The sequence below is a fragment of the Protofrankia symbiont of Coriaria ruscifolia genome (assembly GCF_900634745.1).
Classification (GTDB): Bacteria; Actinomycetota; Actinomycetes; order Frankiales; family Frankiaceae; genus Protofrankia; species Protofrankia californiensis.
This window is the reverse complement of record NZ_CAAAFR010000021.1, coordinates 19,328-38,443: the sequence shown is the minus strand read 5'-3', so window position 1 is coordinate 38,443 and position 19,116 is coordinate 19,328. Positions and strand designations below refer to the sequence as shown.

Sequence of the window (19,116 nt, the reverse complement as noted above, 5' to 3'; positions counted from 1 at the left end):
CCGTTGACGAACGTACCGTTGGCCGATCCCAGATCGACGACCTCGACGGCGACGCCAGCCGTGCCGTCACCGCCACCCGTACCGTTGCCACCCGTACCGTTACTGCCCGCAACGTCGCCGACCCTGCGCTGGGGACCGATCCGGAGCTGGGCATGGTGCCGAGAGGCGAGTAAGTCGTCCACGACCACGTCGTTGTCCTGGGAACGGCCCAGCATCATCCGTCCTGGACGCAACCGGTGGACCTTGTGGTCGTTACCCACCACCGGATGCTGGAACGTCACCGAGTCGTCGCCAGCCGCACCAGCCCGGCCTGCTCGCCCGGCAGGCGAACCAGGGGCGCCGCCAGCACCGGCAAGCGCGGTCAACGGGTCACCCGGTGAGTCCAGGCGGCCCGACGGACCCGGGAGGGGCTCAGAGCACGGGACGAGAATGACCTCCGGCCCGTCCACGGCGCCCAACCGGATCCGGACCTGCCCACCGCGCGCGGTGACGTCGACGTTGCCCACCCGCCTGCCGTCACGCCACAGACCGTTCGCGCTGGTGTCACGCACCAGCCAACCGTCTGCGCCCGACTCCAGGACCAGGTGCCGTCGTGACACGCGAGGGTCGACGATGACGACGTCGGCCTGACGCGCCCGCCCGACCACGTATGGTCCACCGCCCGAAAGGACGACCTGACCGTCCGGGGTGTTGACCTGCAGCGCGCTCCCGTCCACCTACGTATCTCCCCCCGTGGCCGGAGGTGGCTGCCACCGGACCGTCACCTACCGGCGTCTCTCGCCGGAGAGATCATATCTGCCGCATCCACACGGAATCGGGGGTTTTCGCCGAACGGATCGGCCGGCCGCGGTGCGGTCGGTGGCGGTGTGACCAGTGGTACGGCCGGTAATACGGCTGGTGGTGCGGCTGGTGGTGTAGACGGACACCGAATGTCGCCACCTTCACTCGAGTGGCGATCTCCAAGCTGGAGATCAGCCAGCGATGGGAGCATGTACGCTACCCCCGTTCGGGGGAACACTTCGGGAGAATTACGGAGCAGCCCCCTTGTCCGTACTGAAGCGGTTTCACACACTGAAGGCCATTCTTGTCTTTTTTACGACACTGGTCGGACTGGTCGTGTGGTCGCTGCCGGACATAGCGGGCCGGCCCCCGGCGGAGCGGACGGCGTCAACGTCCGCCGTCACCACCGCGGCCAGTACCGCGGCCAGGCCCCCGGGTTTCGGCCGGACCGGCAAGCTCGTGTTCGGTCTCGGGCCCTCTCTCGACAGCGACTCGACCTCACCCGTCGCCGACCAGTTGGGAATGTTCACGACCTGGTACAACAGCCCCAATGACTTCGGTTTCCTCACCGGCTGGTCGAAGGATCTCATTCCGCAGGTCTACGCCGGCGGGCGCGCGATCCATCTCGTCGTGTGGCTCGGCGGAGCCGGCCAGGTCGCCACCGTGCAGACCAGATACGGGCCGGCCTGCGGCCGGGACTACCCGCTGTCGTCGTCATTCCTGAGCGACACCCGCCGACTCGCCCAGATATTCGGCGGTGCGGCGGGCGGGCCGCCGCTGTACGTCACGCTGTTCACCGAACTGCAGACCTACCCGTGCAAGGCCAACACCTGGGCCGCCAACCAGGAGGTGACAAACTACTACCTGAAACTCAAGGACCAGTACGTCGCCGCCATGGGTATCTTCCACTCGCTGGCGCCGAACGCCAGGATTTCCCTCGGCTGGGGTGGCTGGCAGGCCCGCTGGGACGACCCCGCGAAGGGCGGCGGAAAATCGCTGATCGGACATTTCGACGACGTGCTGCGGCAGTCGGACTTCCAGAGCTTCCAGGCGATGGACTCCAAAAACAACGTCGACGACATCCGTAACATGACCCAGATCCTCGGAAAATACGGCCCGGTCATGGTCGCGCACTACAAACCCGATGACGGCTCGGCGGGCACCTGGGCCAACGACCTGCGGGCGGTTTTCACCGACGACTACATACGGCAGGTCACCGGCGCGGGCCTGTTCGCATTCAGCCTGATGGACAGCAAACACCTGACCGCCAGCACCGAATCGCTGCAGCTCGTCCGGAATGCCGCCGCCCGGTACGGCACCCGGACCGGCTGAAGGGCCAAAAGCAGCGCGATCGAGATTTTCTCGAGCCCGGGGTTCCTACCGGGTCCGGGAGGTTCGGGAGGCCCAGGTCACTGAGCCCACCCGGGGCGGGGATGATGGCTGCGGCGCTTTTCGCGTGCCCGGAGATCCCGGGAACGGGGAACGCCGGCGATGTGAGGGAGCATGCAGCGGTTCGACGACCGGTGGGTGGTGTCGGCGAGCGACATCGTCGACGCGCTCGAGTGCGGGCACCGACTCGCGCTGTCACATGCCCACGCGGCCGGGGTGCGACTGGACGATGCCACCACCGGCGAGCCGGTCACGGTCGGTGCAGCGGACGAACTGCTGGTCCGCCACGGCGACGCGCACGAACAGCGGTGGCTCGCGCACCTCGTCGAGGTCTTCGGCGCCGACGCCGTCGCGGTGATCGAACGGCCCGAGGGCAGCCTGGCGGCGCTGGAGACGGCCCGAGAACAGACTCGCGAAGCCGTCACCGCTCGCGCCGCCGTCATCTACCAGGCAGTGCTCTTCGACGGCTCCTTCCAGGGACGGCCCGACTTCCTGATCGCCACGCACCTCGACCCGGTCACCGGCACGCACACCGGTGAGGCCTTACCCGGTCGCTACGAACCGTACGACGCCAAGCTCGCCCGCCACGCCCGCCCCGCCGCGGTGGTGCAGCTCGCCTCCTACGCCCGGGCGCTCCCCGCGATCGGTGTGGCCGCCGCCCGGCGCATCCATCTGTTACTCGGCGACGGCCGGCTGGAATCGTTACGGGTCGAGGACGTCGCGCCCATGGTCGGCCATGCCCGGGGCAGGCTGACCACGCAGCTCGGGCTCGCGCCCGCGATCCCCCGGCCCTCCTGGGGTGATCCCCGGCCCGCGTGTGGGACCTGCGCGTTCGCCGCCCACTGCGAGCAGGGACGGGAAGCCGCCCGCGACCTGTCGCTGGTCGCCGGCCTGCGCACGGATCAGCGGCGCAAGCTGCGGGCCGCCGGCATCACCTCGGTGGAGGACCTCGCCGCCGCGGGTGATGACCAGCGTCCCGCCTCGATGGCACCGGCGACGTTCGCCGGGCTGCGGCTGCAGGCGGAACTGCAGGTCATCCAGGACGCGACCCGCACCGACGACGACCGGACCGGCACCGTGACCGTCCGGGTGGTCGCGCCCGAGGGGCTCGCCTCCCTGCCGGTACCGGATCCGGGCGACGTCTACTTCGACATGGAGGGGGATCCGTACGCGCTGGACAACTCCGGTCTGGAGTACCTGTTCGGCACCGTCACCCTCGACACCGCTGCTGTTGACAGTGCCAGTGCCGCTGCCGGCAGCCCCGCCGACCCTCCGGAGGTCTTCGCCGCCGGCCCTCCGGAGATCTTCCACCCGTTCTGGGCACACGACCGCGCCGGAGAGAAGCGCGCGCTCGAGCAGTTCATTGACTGGGCGCTGCGACGGCTCACCGACCATCCCCGGGCACACATCTACCACTACGCTCCGTACGAGCCGAACGCGCTCAAACGGCTCGCGGCCAGGCACGGCACCCGCGAACAGCAGGTGGACGCCCTGCTCGCCGGGCATCGGCTCGTAGACCTGTACACGGTCGTCCGGCGCAGCCTGAAGATCTCCCAGCGCTCGTACTCGATCAAGTATCTGGAGCCGCTGTACATGCCGGGAGCGCGTGGCGCCGAGGTCAAGACCGCCGTCGACAGCATCGTCGCCTACGAGAACGTCCTGGCTCACCTCGCGGCCGGCGAGCGGGAGGCCGCCGACCACGTCCTCCACGAGATCGCCGAGTACAACCGGGTCGACTGCGTATCCACTCACCGCCTGCACCGCTGGCTGCTCGACCTGCGCACGGCCGAAGGGATCATGCCCGCGCCGGCCGCGGACCTGCTGCCGGACGCCGAGAACACGGCTGCCGACGCACCGCTGGACTCCGATGCGACCGTCGACGCGCTGGTCGCCGGCCTGCCCGAGAACCCGGCGACATGGACGGACGGCGAGCGGGCCCGGGCGCTGCTGGCGGCTGCCGTCGGCTACCACCGGCGCGAGAACAAACCCGCCTGGTGGGAGTTCTTCGCCTGGCTCACCGCCGACCGTGCCGCGCTGGAAGCCGACGACGGCTGCGCCGTCCCGCTGGAATGGACCGTCGTCGAGGGGTGGGTCGCCCCGACCGGGCGGCAGAAGAAGACCCGCCGCAGCCTGCTCATCTCGCTCGACCCCGACCGCACCCATCCGTTCTCCACCGGCGAGCGGGTACGGCTGCTCTACCCGGGCACCATCGGTGATCAGCGTCACGCCGCATCCGGCCCCACCTCCGGTCACACCCGGGACGCCGAGATCGAACGGAGCGAACCCGACAGGTTGCTCGTCCGGGAGAGCACGGCACCGGAGGACACCACCGCCGATCTGCCGCTGGCAGTGCTACCAGGTCCGCCGGTGCGTCCCGAACCCAAACCGGCGACGATCGCCGAACTCGCGCGGACGGTGGTCGCGACTCTGCCTTCCCCGCGGCGGGCTGACGCGGATCTGCCGGGCGGACCAGCCATGGACCTGCTGCGCCGGCACCCGCCACGGCTGCTGGGACAGCCCGCCCAGCACGCCGGCCTGCCGGATCCGGCCGAGCACGGTGGGGACCTGATCGCCGCCGTGCTCGCCGCCGTCGACGCCCTGGACAACTCCTACCTCGCGGTACAGGGACCGCCCGGCGCCGGCAAGACCTACCTTGCCGGACGGCTGATCCGTCACCTCGTCGAGACAGGACGCGCCGTCGGTGTGTGCTCGACCAGCCACAAGGCGATCGAGAACACCATGCTCGCCGCGACCGGCCCCACTGCCAGTCCAGCGTCCGCCGCCGGTCCGGCATCCACAAACGGCCCGGCATCAACCGCCGGGAGCATCGCCGCGGCGAAGAAGCTGCGCTCCGGTCACAAACCCGACCCGGACACGCCGTGGGACACCCCGCGCGACATCCGGGCGCTGGCGTCCTGGCGTGCCGCGCATCCGGACGGGCACCTCGTCGGCGACACCGCGTGGGCATTCGCCAATCCGGCGCTGCGCGCGGAACCGTTCGACGTAATGATCATCGACGAGGCGGGGCAGTTCGCGCTCGCCGATACCCTGGCCGTGGCGGGCGCCGCGCGCAACCTCGTCCTGCTCGGCGACCCCCAACAGCTCCCGCAGGTCGTCGCGGGAATCCACCCGGACGGCGCGGACGCCTCCGCCCTGTCCCACCTGCTCGGCGAGGACGAGATCATACCGGCCGAGTTCGGCTACTTCCTGGACCTCACCCGGCGGATGCACCCGCAGGTGTGCGCACCGGTGTCGGCGCTGGCCTACCGGGGGCGCCTGCACGCCCATCCGGTCGCCGCCGGCCGCCGCATCGACGGCCTCCAGGCGGGTCTGTATCTGCACGACGTGGTCCACCACGGCAACACCACCCGGTCCGACCCGGAGGTGGACACCGTCCGTGACCTGCTCAGGGGCATCCTCGGCCGCCGCTTCGTCGACGGCGGCACCGAACGCGTCCTGCGCGCCTGCGACGTGCTGGTGGTCGCCCCCTACAACCGCCAGGTACGCGCGATCGAGCACGCTCTGGGCAAGGCCGGTGTTCACGGGGTCCGGGTCGCGACGGTGGACCGCTTCCAGGGCCAGGAAGCGCCTGTGGCGATCATGTCGCTAACCACGTCCAGCGCGGCCGAAGCCCCGCGCGGGCTGGAATTTCTGCTCTCACGCAACCGGATGAACGTCGCGCTGTCCCGAGCGCAGGTGCTGGCCGTCCTGGTGATGTCACCGGCGCTGCTGGATGCCGCTCCCCGGACGGTGGACGAGCTGCGCCTGCTCGCGGGCCTCGTGCGGCTGCGGGCCGGCGCCCGGACCGACCTCACCGGACAGGTGACCGCGCCCGCCGAGTGACCGTGCCGAACGAGTGGGTGGTCGTACCGGATGAGCAGGCATGGGGCAATGAACTACACCATTACTACAGAAGTTATCGTTTTTCGGTAACAGATCCGCCGTATCCGCTGTATCAGCAGTGACGTAGGCTCCTGCCGGTCCGATGCGTTACGGGACGTCCACGTAGATCGCTCGTATCGGCTCGAGGAGATGCCCGTGACCACCACCGAGATCAGTGCCGGCGTCAGGACCGCCCCTGGTGACGCCGGCTCGACGCCGATGCCGACGCCGGGGCTGGGGCTCGGGCCGGGGTCGCCGGAGGCGCTCCCGGCGAGGATACGACGGTGGCCCGTCGCCCTGGCCGTCCTCGTCGCGTTCTGCGCGTTGTCCGCGTTGCTCTTCCGCGACGGCTGGACCGATCTGGGAACGACCGTCTACGGCGGCGGTGACGCCGTGTTGTTCTCCTGGTACCTGGGGTGGATACCGTACGCGCTCGCTCACGGGCTGAACCCCTTTGTCACTCAGTTACTGAACGTGCCGGACGGCGTCAATATCATGTGGAGCACCGGCGTGCCGCTGCTCGGTGTGCTGGCCGCGCCGATCACCGTGCTGGCCGGTCCGCTGGTGGCCTTCCAGGTGCTCACGACCCTGGCGCCCGCGCTGTCGGGCTGGGCGATGTTCCTGGCGATGCGCCGCTGGACGGCCGCGCTGCCGGCCACCGTCGCCGGGCTGCTCTACGGCTTCAGTCCATACATGATCGGCGCCTCCTACGGGCACCTGCACCTGTCGTTCGTGCCCTTTCCCCCGATCCTGCTGCTGCTCATGGACGACCTGCTCGTCCGGCAGCGCAGCACCCGGCGGACCGGCGTCCTGCTCGGTGTGGCCGTGGCCGCCCAGGCGCTGGTCAGCGAGGAGGTGCTGGCGACCTCGGCGGTGGTCACGGTCGTCGCCGTCGCCATCCTGTGCCTACAGTATCGGGACCAGATCCGGATCCGCGCGGCCGCCGCCGTGCGCGGGCTCGCCGTCTGCGCCGGCGTCGCCACGGCCCTGCTGGCCTGGCCGCTGGCCACCCAGTTCTTCGGCCCGCAACGCGTCCACGGTTCGATCCAGCCGCCGGACGTCGCCGTCTCCGACCTGCTCACGTTCGTCACGCCCACGCCCCTGCAGGCGCTCGGGCCGGACTTCGCCGTGCGCGAGAGCCTGACGTTCACCGGCAACGCGGTGGAGGTCAGCGGCTACCTCGGCCTGCCCATGCTGGCCCTGCTCGCGTTCATAGCGGTGCGGTTGCGCCGCAACCGGCTGGTGGCCCTGTGCGCGCCGCTGTGCGTCGCCGTCGCCGTCCTGTCGCTCGGCCCGCATCTGCACGTCGGCGGGCACAACACGGGCATCCCCCTGCCGTGGCGTGTGCTGGAGCTGGGGCCGGTCCTGCACAACGCGCTGCCGTCGCGGCTGTCGCTCTACCTCGTGCTCGCGGCCGGCATCATGATCGCGGTATGGCTGGACCAGGCACGCCCGCCCCGGATCCGCGCTGTCACCGCCGGTGTGTCCGTCACCGCCCTGGTTCCGCTGCTGCCGGCCACGCTGCTTGCCTTCTCGGCGGCCACCCCGTCCTTCTTCACCGGCTCGCAGGTGAAGAAGGCCCTGCCGGAGGGGTCGACCGCGCTTGTCGTGCCCTATCCGTATCCGCAGCAGAACGTGGCGATGCTCTGGCAGGCACAGGCCGGCTTCCGTTTCGCCATGCCGGGTTGCTACTGCACTGTCCCCGACCGTAATGGACGCTCCAGCTTCCACCCGGAGGTGGACCCGCTCAACTCGGCCCTCATCGCGGTCGCGACCGGTAGTACCACCGCGGACGCCGCGCTGCAGCAACCCGGGCTACAGGCCACCTTCGACCGCTTCGGCCTCGACGCGGTCGTCCTCGGCCAGAGCGACCACCACGACGAACTGGTGAGGCTGCTGACCGCGCTGGCCGGTCGTCCCGGACGCCACGTCGACGGCGTGGACCTGTGGCCCATCGGCATGCCCTAACGTCGAACACGCCGGGCGGGACGCGGGTGGGCCGGGACCGATAATTCGTGCTATTTATGATCATGAATGGAGATCGAGTGGCAGAGATCAAGGTGACCGTGGACCGGGTCGTGACGGCCGCGCCGGCCACCGTCATCGAGGCGCTCGGCGACTACAAGGGCGTCCGGGCCGAAACCTGGCCAGAAACGATCACAGACTACGAGGTGCTGGAGGGCGGTACCGGCGCGGGCACCCGGATCCGCTACCGGCTGCACGCGACCCGCCGCCGCATCCGCAACGTCGAGGCGGTCGTGTCCGCACCCGAACCCGGTCGCAGCCTGGCTGAAGCCGACCAGAACTCCTCCCTGCGGACCGTGTGGACGGTGCAGCCGGCGGGCTCAGGGACGACCCGGGTGTCGGTGGAGACGAGCTGGGCCGGAGCGAGCGGCATCGGCGGATTCTTCGAACGCACCTTCGCGCCGATCGGCATCCGCAAGCTGTACAACGGTGTCCTCGACAAGCTCGAGCCCCGGCTGGGCTGATCCACACAGCTGATCCACACAGCTGATCCACACGGCTGGTCCACACAGCTGATTCACGCGCTGCTTTGCGCAGGTGCTCGAAGTGGTCGGAGCATCGCGACATGGACGGCAGAGACGGCAGGAACGGGACGGCCGGTCGCAGGCTGCCGGCCCGAGGGCTCGCCGGGCTCACCGGAGCGATCCCGGCGTTCGCATTCCCGGCACCGGGGATGCGGGTACTCGGTTTCGTCGGGCTCGTACCGCTCATGCTGGTCGTCCGCACGGCGTCGACCAGGCGGGAGGCAGCCGTACGGGCCTGGTGGGGCGGCACCGGGTTCTTCGTGGCGGCCTGCTACTGGCTGGCTCCGAACACCGGTCCGTTCCTGCTCATACTCACCGTGCTGCTGGGCGCGACCTGGACGCTGTGGGGGATCTCGGTCTGGACGGCCCTGCGCCAGCCTCCCTCGACGCGGACGCTCGCATGGGCGCTGCTGGTCGTGCCGTCGGCCTGGGTGGTCGGCGAGTTCCTCCGATCATGGCAGGGGCTCGGGGGGCCGTGGGCGCTGCTCGGCGCAAGTCAGTGGAACAGCCGGCCGGTGCTGGCGCTGGCCTCGCTCGGCGGAGTGTGGTTGCTCAGCTTCGTGCTGGTCGCCGTCGGGCTGGCGCTGGCCGCGGCGGGGATCCCGGGCGCACCGGCCCGCGGAAGGATCGTCGCGGGCCTGGCCGCAGCCGGGATCGTCGTCCTCGCCGCCGGCGGCGCGGCGATGCTGGGCTCAGCTCCCCCGGCAGCTGGGACGCTGCGCCTGGGCGGTGTCCAGCCAGGCGTCATCCACACCGTCGAACCGCGGTTCACCGCCAGCGAGACCGCCACCCGACGCCTCGCCGGCACCGGTGTGAATCTGGTCGTCTGGGGTGAGAGCAGCGTCGGTTTCGACCTCGCCGACGATCCCGCCCACCTGGCCCGGATCGAGGCGGCCGCCCGCGCGGTCGGCGCCGACATCCTGGTCAACACCGACGCCCGCCGAACCGGAACCCTTGGCACGCCACATGATCCATCGGCCCCACACAGTTCATCAGGAGGTCCACCAGGCTCCATGAAAGGGCTGGCCGGCGGCCTGCGGCGGACACGTCCGCATGGTTCATCCGGTCCACCAGACCCGTCGCCGCCAGGCAACGGGATCTACAAGACGGCGGTCCTGGTCGGCCCGGACGGACCGCACAGCCGTTACGACAAGATGCGCCTGGTGCCGTTCGGCGAGTACATCCCGCTGCGGCCGGTGTTCGGCTGGCTGACGTCGGTAACCGAAGCGGCCACTGAGAACCGTCGAACGGGTGATCGGCTCACCGTCATGCAGACGGCGGGCGTGCGGTTCGGGACGTTGATCTGCTTCGAGTCGGCCTTTCCCGACCTGGGACGCAGGCTCGCCCGGATGGGCGCGGAAATGATCGTCGTGCAGTCGGCGACGTCGACCTTCCAGGGCAGCTGGGCGCCCGACCAGCACGCGAGCCTCGCCGCGCTGCGCGCCGTCGAGTCGGGACGCCCGGTCGTGCACGCCACCCTCACCGGTGTTTCCGCCGTCTTCGACGCCTCCGGACGTGAGCTCCTCCGTCTCGACACCCACGAACGCGGCCCCTACCGCACCGACGTACCGCTAACGACCAGGCAGACCCTCTACGACCGGTTCGGAAACTGGGTCCCGACCGGTTCGCTCATCGCGCTGTCCGCCGCCGGCATCACCGCCGGGCTGCGCGCCATACGGCGGTCACGACGCCTGAATGTTGCTCAGATCGCCGGTGCAAGCTCGGTGAAGGCAGCCGACACCCGGCAGGGCAACGGATCGGTTGCCGAGCGAGTTACTGGAGCGGGTTGGTCCATTTCAGGTTGGGAAACCTGGCGAAGTCGGTGTCGTTGGAGTGCATCTCCCCTTGGTGCTCGATGGCATAGGCGGCCAGCTGGACGTCGGTGGTCAGATTTCCCGCGGTGCCGATCTCTGCGAGGAGCTCGAGGGCGATGCGCAGGTGTTCAGTACCTGGCACGAGAAGATCGACGTTGGGTTGCGCGAGCCAATCGCGCACGTACGCGACGGCATCGTTGACAGCCAGGGGCGATTGGAGTATCCGAGCATTTGTGGCGATCCGCAGGAAGCCGAACAAGGCGGGCTGGGTCAGGCCGACACGGGCGGGACTGTTGATCGTCCGCTCCCACCACGCGTGCGCGCGGGGGTGCTGCGGGAAGCCGGAGATCACCGCGTAGAGCAGCAGGTTGACGTCAGGAACGATCATGAGCCACGCCGTGCGTTGTCGAGGATCGCCTCGTCTTCCAGCTCGTCGGCCAGCTGGTTGAACCCGGACGGATCGAAGCCCGGCCGTACGGCCGACTCGTGCGGCGTCAGGTGGTACGGCTCCCGCCGAGCGACGCGTGGCGCCAGAGCACGCCGCAGCGCGTCGTTGACGATCTGTTTCATCGGACGATGTTCGCGATGGATGGCCTCCTCGACCAGCCGGGCAACATCATCATCGAGAGTCAAGGTGGTCCGCATGTTGGATATCGTGATGCCTTCAAATTGATGCGTCAAGATGCCTCCACTCGCCTGTCGGTGCATGGAAGCGTCCTGTAGGTCCGCTCATCAGGCTGTCCGCCTCGGCGTCACCGCTGGACCGCATACCGTACGGCTGTCAGGTCGTCCGCAAGGAGCATCGGTATGAACGATCAGGCTCCGGGCCTGGGGGCCCCACATCCGACGCCCCTGCATCCGGGGGTTCCGCGGCTTCCCTCGCCGGTCGAGGAGCTGGACGACGACCGGTTCGCCCGGTACGGGGTCCGGGTGCTGCTCAAACGCGACGATCTCATCAGCCCCGCGATACCGGGCAACAAGTGGCGCAAGCTGAAATACAACCTGGTGGACGCCTCGGCGTCGGGAACATCGACGATCCTGACCTTCGGCGGAGCGTTCTCCAACCATATCCGGGCGACAGCCGCCGCCGGGGAGCTTCTCGGTCTCACCACCATCGGTGTGATCCGCGGCGAGGAACACCTGCCGCTGAACTGGTCGCTCTCGGTCGCCGCCGCCCACGGGATGCAGCTGACCTACCTGGACAGGTCGACGTATCGCCAGAAACACGAACCGGACGTGCTCGCCGACCTGCGGACGCGCTTCGGTGATTTCTTCCTGCTGCCGGAGGGCGGCAGCAACCCGGCCGGGGTCCGCGGCTGCGCCGAGATCCTCGACGAGGTCGAGCCGCATGTCGACGTCGTCTGCTGCGGCTGCGGCTCGGGCGGCACACTGGCCGGTATGGCGGCGAGCCTGCGGCCGGGCCAGCAGGCCATCGGATTCTCCGCGCTGAAAGGCGGCCGGTTTCTCCGGGACGTCGTCGGCGATCTCCAGCGCGCCGCCTTCGGGCGGTCCACCGACAACTGGCGCATCGACTGCGACTTCCACTTCGGCGGTTTCGCACGCAGACCACCGGATCTCCAGCGGTTCATCGACGACTTCGCCGGGCGCCACGGCATCGGCCTCGAGCCGGTGTACGTCGCGAAGATGATGTACGGCCTGTTCGACCTGGTGCGCCGCGGCACGATAAGCCCCGGCGCCACGGTCCTGGCCGTCGTCACCGGACCAGACGATCATCCGGTACCAGCCGGTCATCCGGTATAGGTCTGCCGCGGTCGCGTGGTCAGGACGACTCCCCTCGGCTACTCGCCGCAGGTGGCCGGGTGGCCGGGCGGCCGGTCGGTCTCCCGGCCGGCGAGGCTCCCCCCGAATGCAGATGAGATCACTTGCAGATACGATCACTTCCGCGAACGGCGACGGCAGCACCCATCCGCGGTCGCCCACCTGCAGGTGGCCGTCGGCGGGCGACCGCTGGCGGGCGGCGAAATCACCGCGCCGGCCCGGGTCACAGAACCTCAGCCGCGGGACATACCCGTGTCGCGCTGCGGACACCGACCCGCACTGTTTCGGTCACGGCTGGGCGTGGTTCACTCGTCACGCTCGCAGGTGGGTGTTCCCAGTCGGCGCGCCGCGGGCCTGGGGGTCAGGTGGGTGAGAACGAACACGCGGACGTCGTGGTTGTCGGCTCGGGATTCGGTGGCGCGGTAACCGCCTACCGTTTCGCCGAAGCGGGCCACAGCGTCGTCCTGCTCGAGCGGGGAAAGGCATATCCGCCGGGGTCGTTCGCCCGCTCGCCGGCCGAAATCACCGCGAACTTCTGGGATCCGAGCGAGGGGCGGCACGGCCTTTTCGACGTCTGGTCCTTCGCCGACTTCGAGGCGGTCGTCTCCAGCGGTCTGGGCGGCGGCTCGCTCATCTACGCCAACGTCCTGCTCCGCAAGGACGAGAAGTGGTTCGTTCGCGACGCGCCCGCCGGCGACGGTTACGAGAGCTGGCCGATCAGCCGGGCCGACCTGGAACCGCACTACGCGACCGTCGAAACAATGATGGACGTACAGCGCTTCCCCAAGGGGCAGCCGCGTTACCAGATCTCCCGCCGGACCGAGCTGTTGGAACAGGCCGGGAAGCGGCTGGGATACATCGCCGAGCAGCCGCCGTTGGCGGTCACGTTCGGGGTCGGCGGCAACGCGCCGATACCGGGGGCGCCCATCGGGGATCCGACCTACGGCAACATCCACGGCCGACCGCGGATCACCTGTGTGCTGTGCGGCGAGTGCGACCTCGGCTGCAACTACGGCAGCAAGAACACCCTGGACCACACCTATCTTTCCGCCGCGGCGCACCATGGCGCGGCTCTGCGCGTCCACCACGAGGCCCGTTCGATCACCCCACGTGACAACGGTGGATACGCAATCGGCTACGTGGTACACACGCCTGGCGACACCACTGCCACAACAATCACACAACAGACGATCACCTGTGATCGCCTCGTCCTCGCCGCTGGCACGTTCGGCACCACCTACCTGCTGCTTCGCAACCGCGCCGCACTACCCGGGATCTCCCGGATGCTCGGGCAGCGCTTCAGCGGCAACGGCGACCTGCTCGGTTTCGTCGGTGGGGTGCCCGGCGAACCCCTGGGCAGCACGCACGCACCGGTCATCACCACCGCCGTGCGTGTCCCCGACGGCGTCGACAGCCGCGTAAACGGCCATGCCGGCGGCGGTACGGGCGGCGGCGGCGACCGTGGCTGCTACATCGAGGACGCCGGTTATCCCGGTTTCGCCGAATGGCTCGTCGAGGCGGCCCAACTGGACAGCGGGGCGTCCCGGATCGTCAGCACGGTCTATGATCTGATCCGCTCCCGCCTCACCGGCAGGCCGTCACACCAGATCGGCGCAATGGTCGGCCGGCTGCTCGGCTCGGGGAAGACATCCGCCGGATCGATGCCCCTGCTGGCTATGGGGCGTGACATCCCCGCGGGCAGGATGTCGGTACGCGACGACTACCTGCAGATCGAGAACTATCCGGCGGACAACCGGCCATATTTCGAACGCCTCGGGCAGATCATGGCCGACCTTGCCGAGGCAATGGGCGGGGAGTTCCACCAGAATCCGCTGACCCTGCTTTCGCGGGTCATCACCGTGCATCCCCTCGGTGGTGCGTCCATGGGTACCGACGTCACCACCGGAGTAATAGACGGATGGGGCGAGGTGTTCGGCCACCCCGGTCTGTACGTCGCCGACGGCGCCGCCATGCCCGGACCGGTCGGGGCGAACCCGTCACTGACCATCGCGGCCTTCGCCGACCGGCTCGCAGAACATGCCCTGGAGGCCGACCGTGCCCCCGCAACCAGCCGCGTCCCGGAAGCCACCCACGCACCGGAGGCCAACCCCGTCCTGGAGGCACAGTCATGACCGGTCCCACGGGCCTGGAGTTCACCGAGAAGATGAAGGGTTTCGTCGCCCTTGACGAAACCGACCCGCAGCGTGGATACGACCGGGGCAGGGCGGACGGAAATACGCTTGCGTTCCATCTCACCATTCGCACCGAGAACGTGGACGCCTTCGCCGCCGACCGGCTGCGGGAGGCCACCGCCAGCGGCTACGTCCACTGCGACGCGTTGGGCGGAAAACGCCCGGTCGGCAACGGCGTCTTCAACCTGTTCGTCGGTGACGCACCCGGGCGCCGGCGAATGCTCTACCGGCTGCCGTTCAGTGACGCGGCCGGGCACCCTCTTACGCTCAGCGGATTCAAGGACGTCCACGACGATCCCGGATTCGACCTGTGGCGGGACACCTCGACGCTCTACACACGCATCTTCGCCGGGCATGTGGACGCCGCCGGCGAACCGGCCGCCCGGATCGTCGGCGCCGGCATCATCACCATCCACATCCCGGATTTCCTGTGGCAGCTCACGACGTTCCGGACGTCCGGTCCGGCCGGTAACGCCACTGCGGGCCTGGTGAGGTTCGGCCGGCTGTTCCTCGGCGATCTCTGGGAGGTCTACGGCGCTTCCCTGCAAGTGGGAAAGGCCGAGACCAGCGGAAACGGGGACGGGACCCGATGACCGACACCCCGCCCCGGCCCACCGACGACAGCGAGCGCGCGCTCGGTTTCGTGCGGGCCTCCATGTCCCGCTGGCTGTCACCCACACTGCTGCTCGGCACCGCCGTCCGCGTCTGTATAAGCGGAGTGCTCGGTTCCTACGCCGACAAGCGGGAGGAGATGGCGGCGTTACCGGCCGCACCCGCGACCGATCTGTCGGACGCGGCCGAGCTGTGGTTCGACTACGTCAGCGACCTCGGCGACGGATTCGACTCGACGTACACGATGGCCTCGCTACTTGCCGCGCCAGGCCTGGACCTGGCCGGTTCGCCGGCCCCGCAGGGCCGGCTGCTGGTGATGGGCGGCGACCAGTGTTACCCGACGCCGAGCATCACCGATTATGAGAACAAACTGATCGGCCCCTACCGGGCGGCGCTTCCCGCAACGGCATCGCCCGCAACGGCATCGCCCACAACGGCACCCGGACCCGACGGGCAGCCCGAGCAGCCGAAACTGTTCGTCGTCCCCGGCAACCACGACTGGTACGACGGACTCACCGCCTTCATGCGGGTGTTCTGCCAACGCTCCAACATCGGCGGCTGGCGCACCGAGCAGACCCGCAGCTACTTCGCTGTGAAATTGCCGCACCGGTGGTGGCTGCTGGGTATCGACATCCAGTTCGACTCCTACATCGACGACCCCCAGCGCCGGTACTTCCTCGACATCGCCGAGCAGATGCAGGCCGGCGACGCGGTGATCCTGTGCTCGGCGAAGCCGAGCTGGATCAGCGCGGCCGAGGGGAACGCCGAAGCGTTCGCCGTCCTCGACTACTTCGAACGCACCGTGATCCGTAGGACCGGCGCGCAGGTACGGGTCTCCCTTGCCGGTGACCTGCACCACTACGCCCGTTACGGCCAGATCGACGGCAGCGCGCAGAAGTTCACCGCCGGCGGTGGCGGCGCCTACCTGTCCGCCACCCACTGCCTGCCGCAGCATCTGGTGGTGCCGCCGCCGGCGTCCCGGGCGCCGGGCAAGACCGACCCACCAGCGCACTACCAGCTTGAGACGAGCTTCCCGGACGCGCCCACCTCCCGCCGGCTGGCCGCCGGCATCGTCCGCTTACCGGCGTTCGCGCCCGGTCTGGTGGGCCTGCTCGGCGGCATCCACCTGCTACTGGCATTCGCGATCGGCAGCACCGCCGGATCCGCTGCGCCAAGGGCCACCGGGCGCCTCGACGCCATCGCCGAGGGGTTGCGCGAAGCCGGCATCGGCGCTCTGTTCGCAGGCCTGGTCAACAACGTGCCGGGGCTGGTGCTGAGCCTCGGCGTCCTGGGCGCGGGAGTGGCCCTGACCAAGACCGGCCGTACGGCCCGGGGTGTGGGGATCGGAGCCGCGCACGGGCTGGCCCAGCTCCTCCTGGCGGTCGGCCTCCTGGCCGGCGTGGTGGCGGTGGTCGACCCGCTGCCGGGAACCTGGCTGCTGGCCGGCGTCCTGCCGCTGGTGATCGTGCTCGGCGGGCTTGCCGCCACCGAACTGCTCGCCGGTTACCTCTGGCTCGCCGACCGTCTCGCGGGCGTGAACACCAACGAGCTGTTCGCCGCGCAGGGAATCGCCGACTACAAGAACCTCCTGCGGCTGCACATCGGCTCGGACGGATCACTGACCGTCTACCCGGTCGGGGTCCGCACGGTACCGAAACGTTGGCGTTTCTCACCGGACGCGGCACCGGGCGCCCCCTGGTTCACCCCCGTTGACCGGCCGGTGGAACCGTTCCTCATCGAGCCGCCGATCAGCATCGCTCACGGCGGCCTGCCGGCCGTCCCGCCCCAGCACGCTCTCACCGGCGTTGAACCGACCAGCCCATAACGAAAATGCCGTAGCATGTCGAAGCGATGACACATTGGACCTTTAGATCCGGTACGCCCGAACCAGACGGTAGCTGGGGGCCGGCCGTGGACATTCGTTCCGACCAGCCCACGCCGGCTCGGATGTATGACTACTACCTCGGCGGCAAGGACAACTTCCCCGTCGACCGGGAAGCCGCCGAGAAGGTCAAAGAAGTCATAGGCGCGGAGATGACCTACGACGCCGCGTGGGAGAACCGGCTCTTCCTCCGGCGTGCCGTACGGTGGCTGGCCGAGGCAGGCATCGACCAGTTCATCGACATCGGCGCCGGTCTACCCACCCAGGGCAACGTGCACGAGATCGCCCAGCAGGTCATTCCGGACGCCCGTGTCGTCTACGTCGACAACGACCCGATCGTCCTGGCGCACGGCCGGGCGCTGCTGGCCAGCAACGCCACCACAACGGTGATCACCGCGGACCTGCGTAGCCCCGAAACAATCCTCGACCACCCCGAGTTACGCGCTCTGATCGACTTTTCCCGGCCGGTCGCCGTCCTGTTCATCGCCGTTTTCCACTTCGTCACCGACGAGGAGAACCCGGCCAGGATCATCTCCGTGTTCCGGGACGCGATGGCATCCGGCTCCTACCTGGCCCTGACACATGTGACCACGGACGGCCCGTCACCCGATCAGGTAGACCGTATCGAACAGGTGTACAAGAGCGCCGCTTCACCCGCCGTCTTCCGTTCACGCCAGCAGATCGAAGGCCTGTTCACCGGCTTCGAACTGGTGGACCCCGGTGTCGTCCGGACCTGGCAATGGCATCCGGGCGAGGACGACATACGCACTGACTGGGCGTTCGCCGGCGTCGCCACGAAGACCGCCGGATAGCGATCGCCAAAACCGCTGCGGTCAGTTGACGGCGGCCCGCAGCTGCTCGACCCGGTCCGTGCGCTCCCAGGTGAAGTCCGCGAGCTCGCGGCCGAAGTGGCCGTAGCTTGCGGTCTGCGCGTAGATGGGCCGCAGCAGGTCCAGATCCCGGATGATCGCAGCCGGGCGGAGGTCGAACACCGTCGAGATCGCCCGCTCGATCGCCGGCACCGGCACCTGCTCGGTGCCGAAGGTCTCCACGAACAGCCCGACCGGTTCGGCCTTGCCGATGGCGTAGGCGACCTGTAGTTCGACGCGGCGGGCGAGCCCGCTCGCCACGACGTTCTTGGCCACCCAGCGCAGGGCGTACGCGGCCGAGCGGTCGACCTTGGACGGGTCCTTGCCGGAGAAGGCGCCACCGCCGTGCCGGGCGTACCCACCATAGGTGTCAATAATGATCTTCCGGCCGGTCAGGCCCGCGTCACCCTGTGGACCGCCGATCTCGAAACGTCCGGTCGGGTTCACCAGCAGCCGGTAGCCGTCCACCTCGATACCGAGATTCTGCTCGGCCACCCGCTTGAGCTCGGGTTCGATCACCAGCGCCCGGACGTCCGGTGTGAGCTGCTGTTCCAGGTCGATGTCGGCGGCGTGGTGGGCGGAGACGACGACGGTGTCCAGCCGCACCGGCCGGTCCCCGTCGTATTCGATGGTCACCTGGGTCTTGCCGTCCGGGCGCAGGTAGGGCACGGAGCCGTCCCGGCGGACCCGCGCGAGCCGCTGGGCCAGTCGGTGCGCAAGTGTGATCGGCAGCGGAAGCCGTTCCGGGGTCTCGTCCGTGGCGTACCCGAACATCAGGCCCTGGTCGCCGGCGCCCTGACGGCCGAGCTCGTCCTGCTCGCCCTCCACCCGGGACTCGTAGGCGTTCTCGACGCCCTGCGCGATGTCGGGCGACTGTGAACCGATCGAGACGGTCACCCCGCACGTCAACCCGTCGAACCCCTTGGCGGACGAATCGTAACCGATTTCGATGAGCTTTCGGCGGACAACACTCGGAATATCAACATAAATCTCGGAAGTGACCTCCCCGGCAACGTGCACCAGACCGGTCGTCAGCAGGGTCTCGACGGCGACGCGGGACCGGGGGTCGCCGGCGAGAAAAGCATCGAGAACAGCGTCGCTGATCTGGTCGGCGATTTTGTCGGGATGCCCTTCGGTGACGGATTCCGACGTGAACAGTCGACGGGACACGGCTGCACCTCATCTCATGCGCAGGAACGCACCTGTTGTATGAATTTGCCGACCACACATACATATATATACATACATATCGGATGGTCGGCGCGAACCACACCGGTCCGGACCGAAGACAGTGGCGGGACGGACTCAGGAAGCCGTACAGATGGCCGAACTCGCCCCGGCGAAATCAATATGGGCCCGCGCTACGAG

General features: G+C 68.9%; 13 protein-coding genes and 1 pseudogene. 10 read left to right on the top strand and 4 right to left on the bottom strand.

The genetic code is table 11. The features are described from left to right. Positions 1 to 716 (bottom strand): FHA domain-containing protein (locus CV1CTNOD_RS02360; protein WP_131784546.1); only part of this gene is annotated, 716 nt, incomplete at its 3' end. A gap of 328 nt (positions 717 to 1,044) precedes the next feature. On the opposite strand from CV1CTNOD_RS02360, the gene CV1CTNOD_RS02355 reads away from it, so the two are divergent. The 5 genes and pseudogenes from CV1CTNOD_RS02355 to lnt form a co-directional block, all read left to right on the top strand. Then, complete coding sequence (locus CV1CTNOD_RS02355; RefSeq protein WP_131784524.1) at positions 1,045 to 2,112, top strand: hypothetical protein; 1,068 nt, start codon at positions 1,045 to 1,047, stop codon at positions 2,110 to 2,112. A 171-nt stretch (positions 2,113 to 2,283) separates the two neighbouring features. Further along, entirely contained in the window at positions 2,284 to 6,012 is a 3,729-nt protein-coding gene (locus CV1CTNOD_RS02350; protein ID WP_207386138.1) for a TM0106 family RecB-like putative nuclease, read from the top strand. Positions 6,013 to 6,207: 195 nt separating this feature from the next. Then, positions 6,208 to 8,019 carry a hypothetical protein gene (locus tag CV1CTNOD_RS02345; protein ID WP_131784523.1) on the top strand — a complete coding sequence of 604 codons (1,812 nt, stop codon included), beginning with the start codon at positions 6,208 to 6,210 and terminating at the stop codon, positions 8,017 to 8,019. Between the two features lie 77 nt (positions 8,020 to 8,096). Then, on the top strand, positions 8,097 to 8,540 hold the full coding sequence (locus CV1CTNOD_RS02340) for an SRPBCC family protein (RefSeq protein WP_131784522.1): 444 nt from the start codon (positions 8,097 to 8,099) through the stop codon (positions 8,538 to 8,540). Between the two features lie 101 nt (positions 8,541 to 8,641). Beyond that, positions 8,642 to 10,354, top strand: a pseudogene (gene lnt, locus CV1CTNOD_RS02335) (apolipoprotein N-acyltransferase); the annotation flags it as partial. A gap of 19 nt (positions 10,355 to 10,373) precedes the next feature. Here lnt and CV1CTNOD_RS27595 read toward each other — a convergent pair. After that, on the bottom strand, positions 10,374 to 10,802 hold the full coding sequence (locus CV1CTNOD_RS27595; protein ID WP_131784521.1) for a TA system VapC family ribonuclease toxin: 429 nt from the start codon (positions 10,800 to 10,802) through the stop codon (positions 10,374 to 10,376). Beyond that, complete coding sequence (locus tag CV1CTNOD_RS02325; protein ID WP_131784544.1) at positions 10,799 to 11,059, bottom strand: antitoxin; 261 nt, start codon at positions 11,057 to 11,059, stop codon at positions 10,799 to 10,801. Before CV1CTNOD_RS02325 ends, CV1CTNOD_RS27595 begins: the two co-directional genes overlap by 4 nt. 162 nt (positions 11,060 to 11,221) lie before the next feature. Between CV1CTNOD_RS02325 and CV1CTNOD_RS02320 the strand changes: the two genes are divergently transcribed. The 5 genes from CV1CTNOD_RS02320 (at position 11,222) to CV1CTNOD_RS02300 (ending at position 17,691) form a co-directional block, all read left to right on the top strand. After that, a complete protein-coding gene (locus CV1CTNOD_RS02320; RefSeq protein ID WP_131784520.1) occupies positions 11,222 to 12,175 on the top strand; it encodes a 1-aminocyclopropane-1-carboxylate deaminase/D-cysteine desulfhydrase in 954 nt (317 codons plus the stop codon). 383 nt (positions 12,176 to 12,558) lie between these two features. Next, positions 12,559 to 14,325 (top strand): GMC family oxidoreductase, encoded by a 1,767-nt coding sequence (locus tag CV1CTNOD_RS02315; protein ID WP_131784519.1) that lies wholly within the window; start codon positions 12,559 to 12,561, stop codon positions 14,323 to 14,325. After that, entirely contained in the window at positions 14,322 to 14,978 is a 657-nt protein-coding gene (locus tag CV1CTNOD_RS02310; protein ID WP_131784518.1) for a hypothetical protein, read from the top strand. Before CV1CTNOD_RS02315 ends, CV1CTNOD_RS02310 begins: the two co-directional genes overlap by 4 nt. Continuing rightward, positions 14,975 to 16,822 carry a hypothetical protein gene (locus CV1CTNOD_RS02305; protein WP_207386137.1) on the top strand — a complete coding sequence of 616 codons (1,848 nt, stop codon included), beginning with the start codon at positions 14,975 to 14,977 and terminating at the stop codon, positions 16,820 to 16,822. Before CV1CTNOD_RS02310 ends, CV1CTNOD_RS02305 begins: the two co-directional genes overlap by 4 nt. An 86-nt stretch (positions 16,823 to 16,908) precedes the next feature. Next, positions 16,909 to 17,691 carry an SAM-dependent methyltransferase gene (locus CV1CTNOD_RS02300; protein ID WP_431607054.1) on the top strand — a complete coding sequence of 261 codons (783 nt, stop codon included), beginning with the start codon at positions 16,909 to 16,911 and terminating at the stop codon, positions 17,689 to 17,691. 21 nt (positions 17,692 to 17,712) lie between these two features. Here the strand turns inward: CV1CTNOD_RS02300 and metK are convergent, their stop codons facing one another. Beyond that, positions 17,713 to 18,918: a methionine adenosyltransferase gene (gene metK, locus CV1CTNOD_RS02295; protein ID WP_131784516.1), complete on the bottom strand. Its 1,206-nt coding sequence runs from the start codon at positions 18,916 to 18,918 to the stop codon at positions 17,713 to 17,715. Positions 18,919 to 19,116 lie beyond the last annotated feature (198 nt).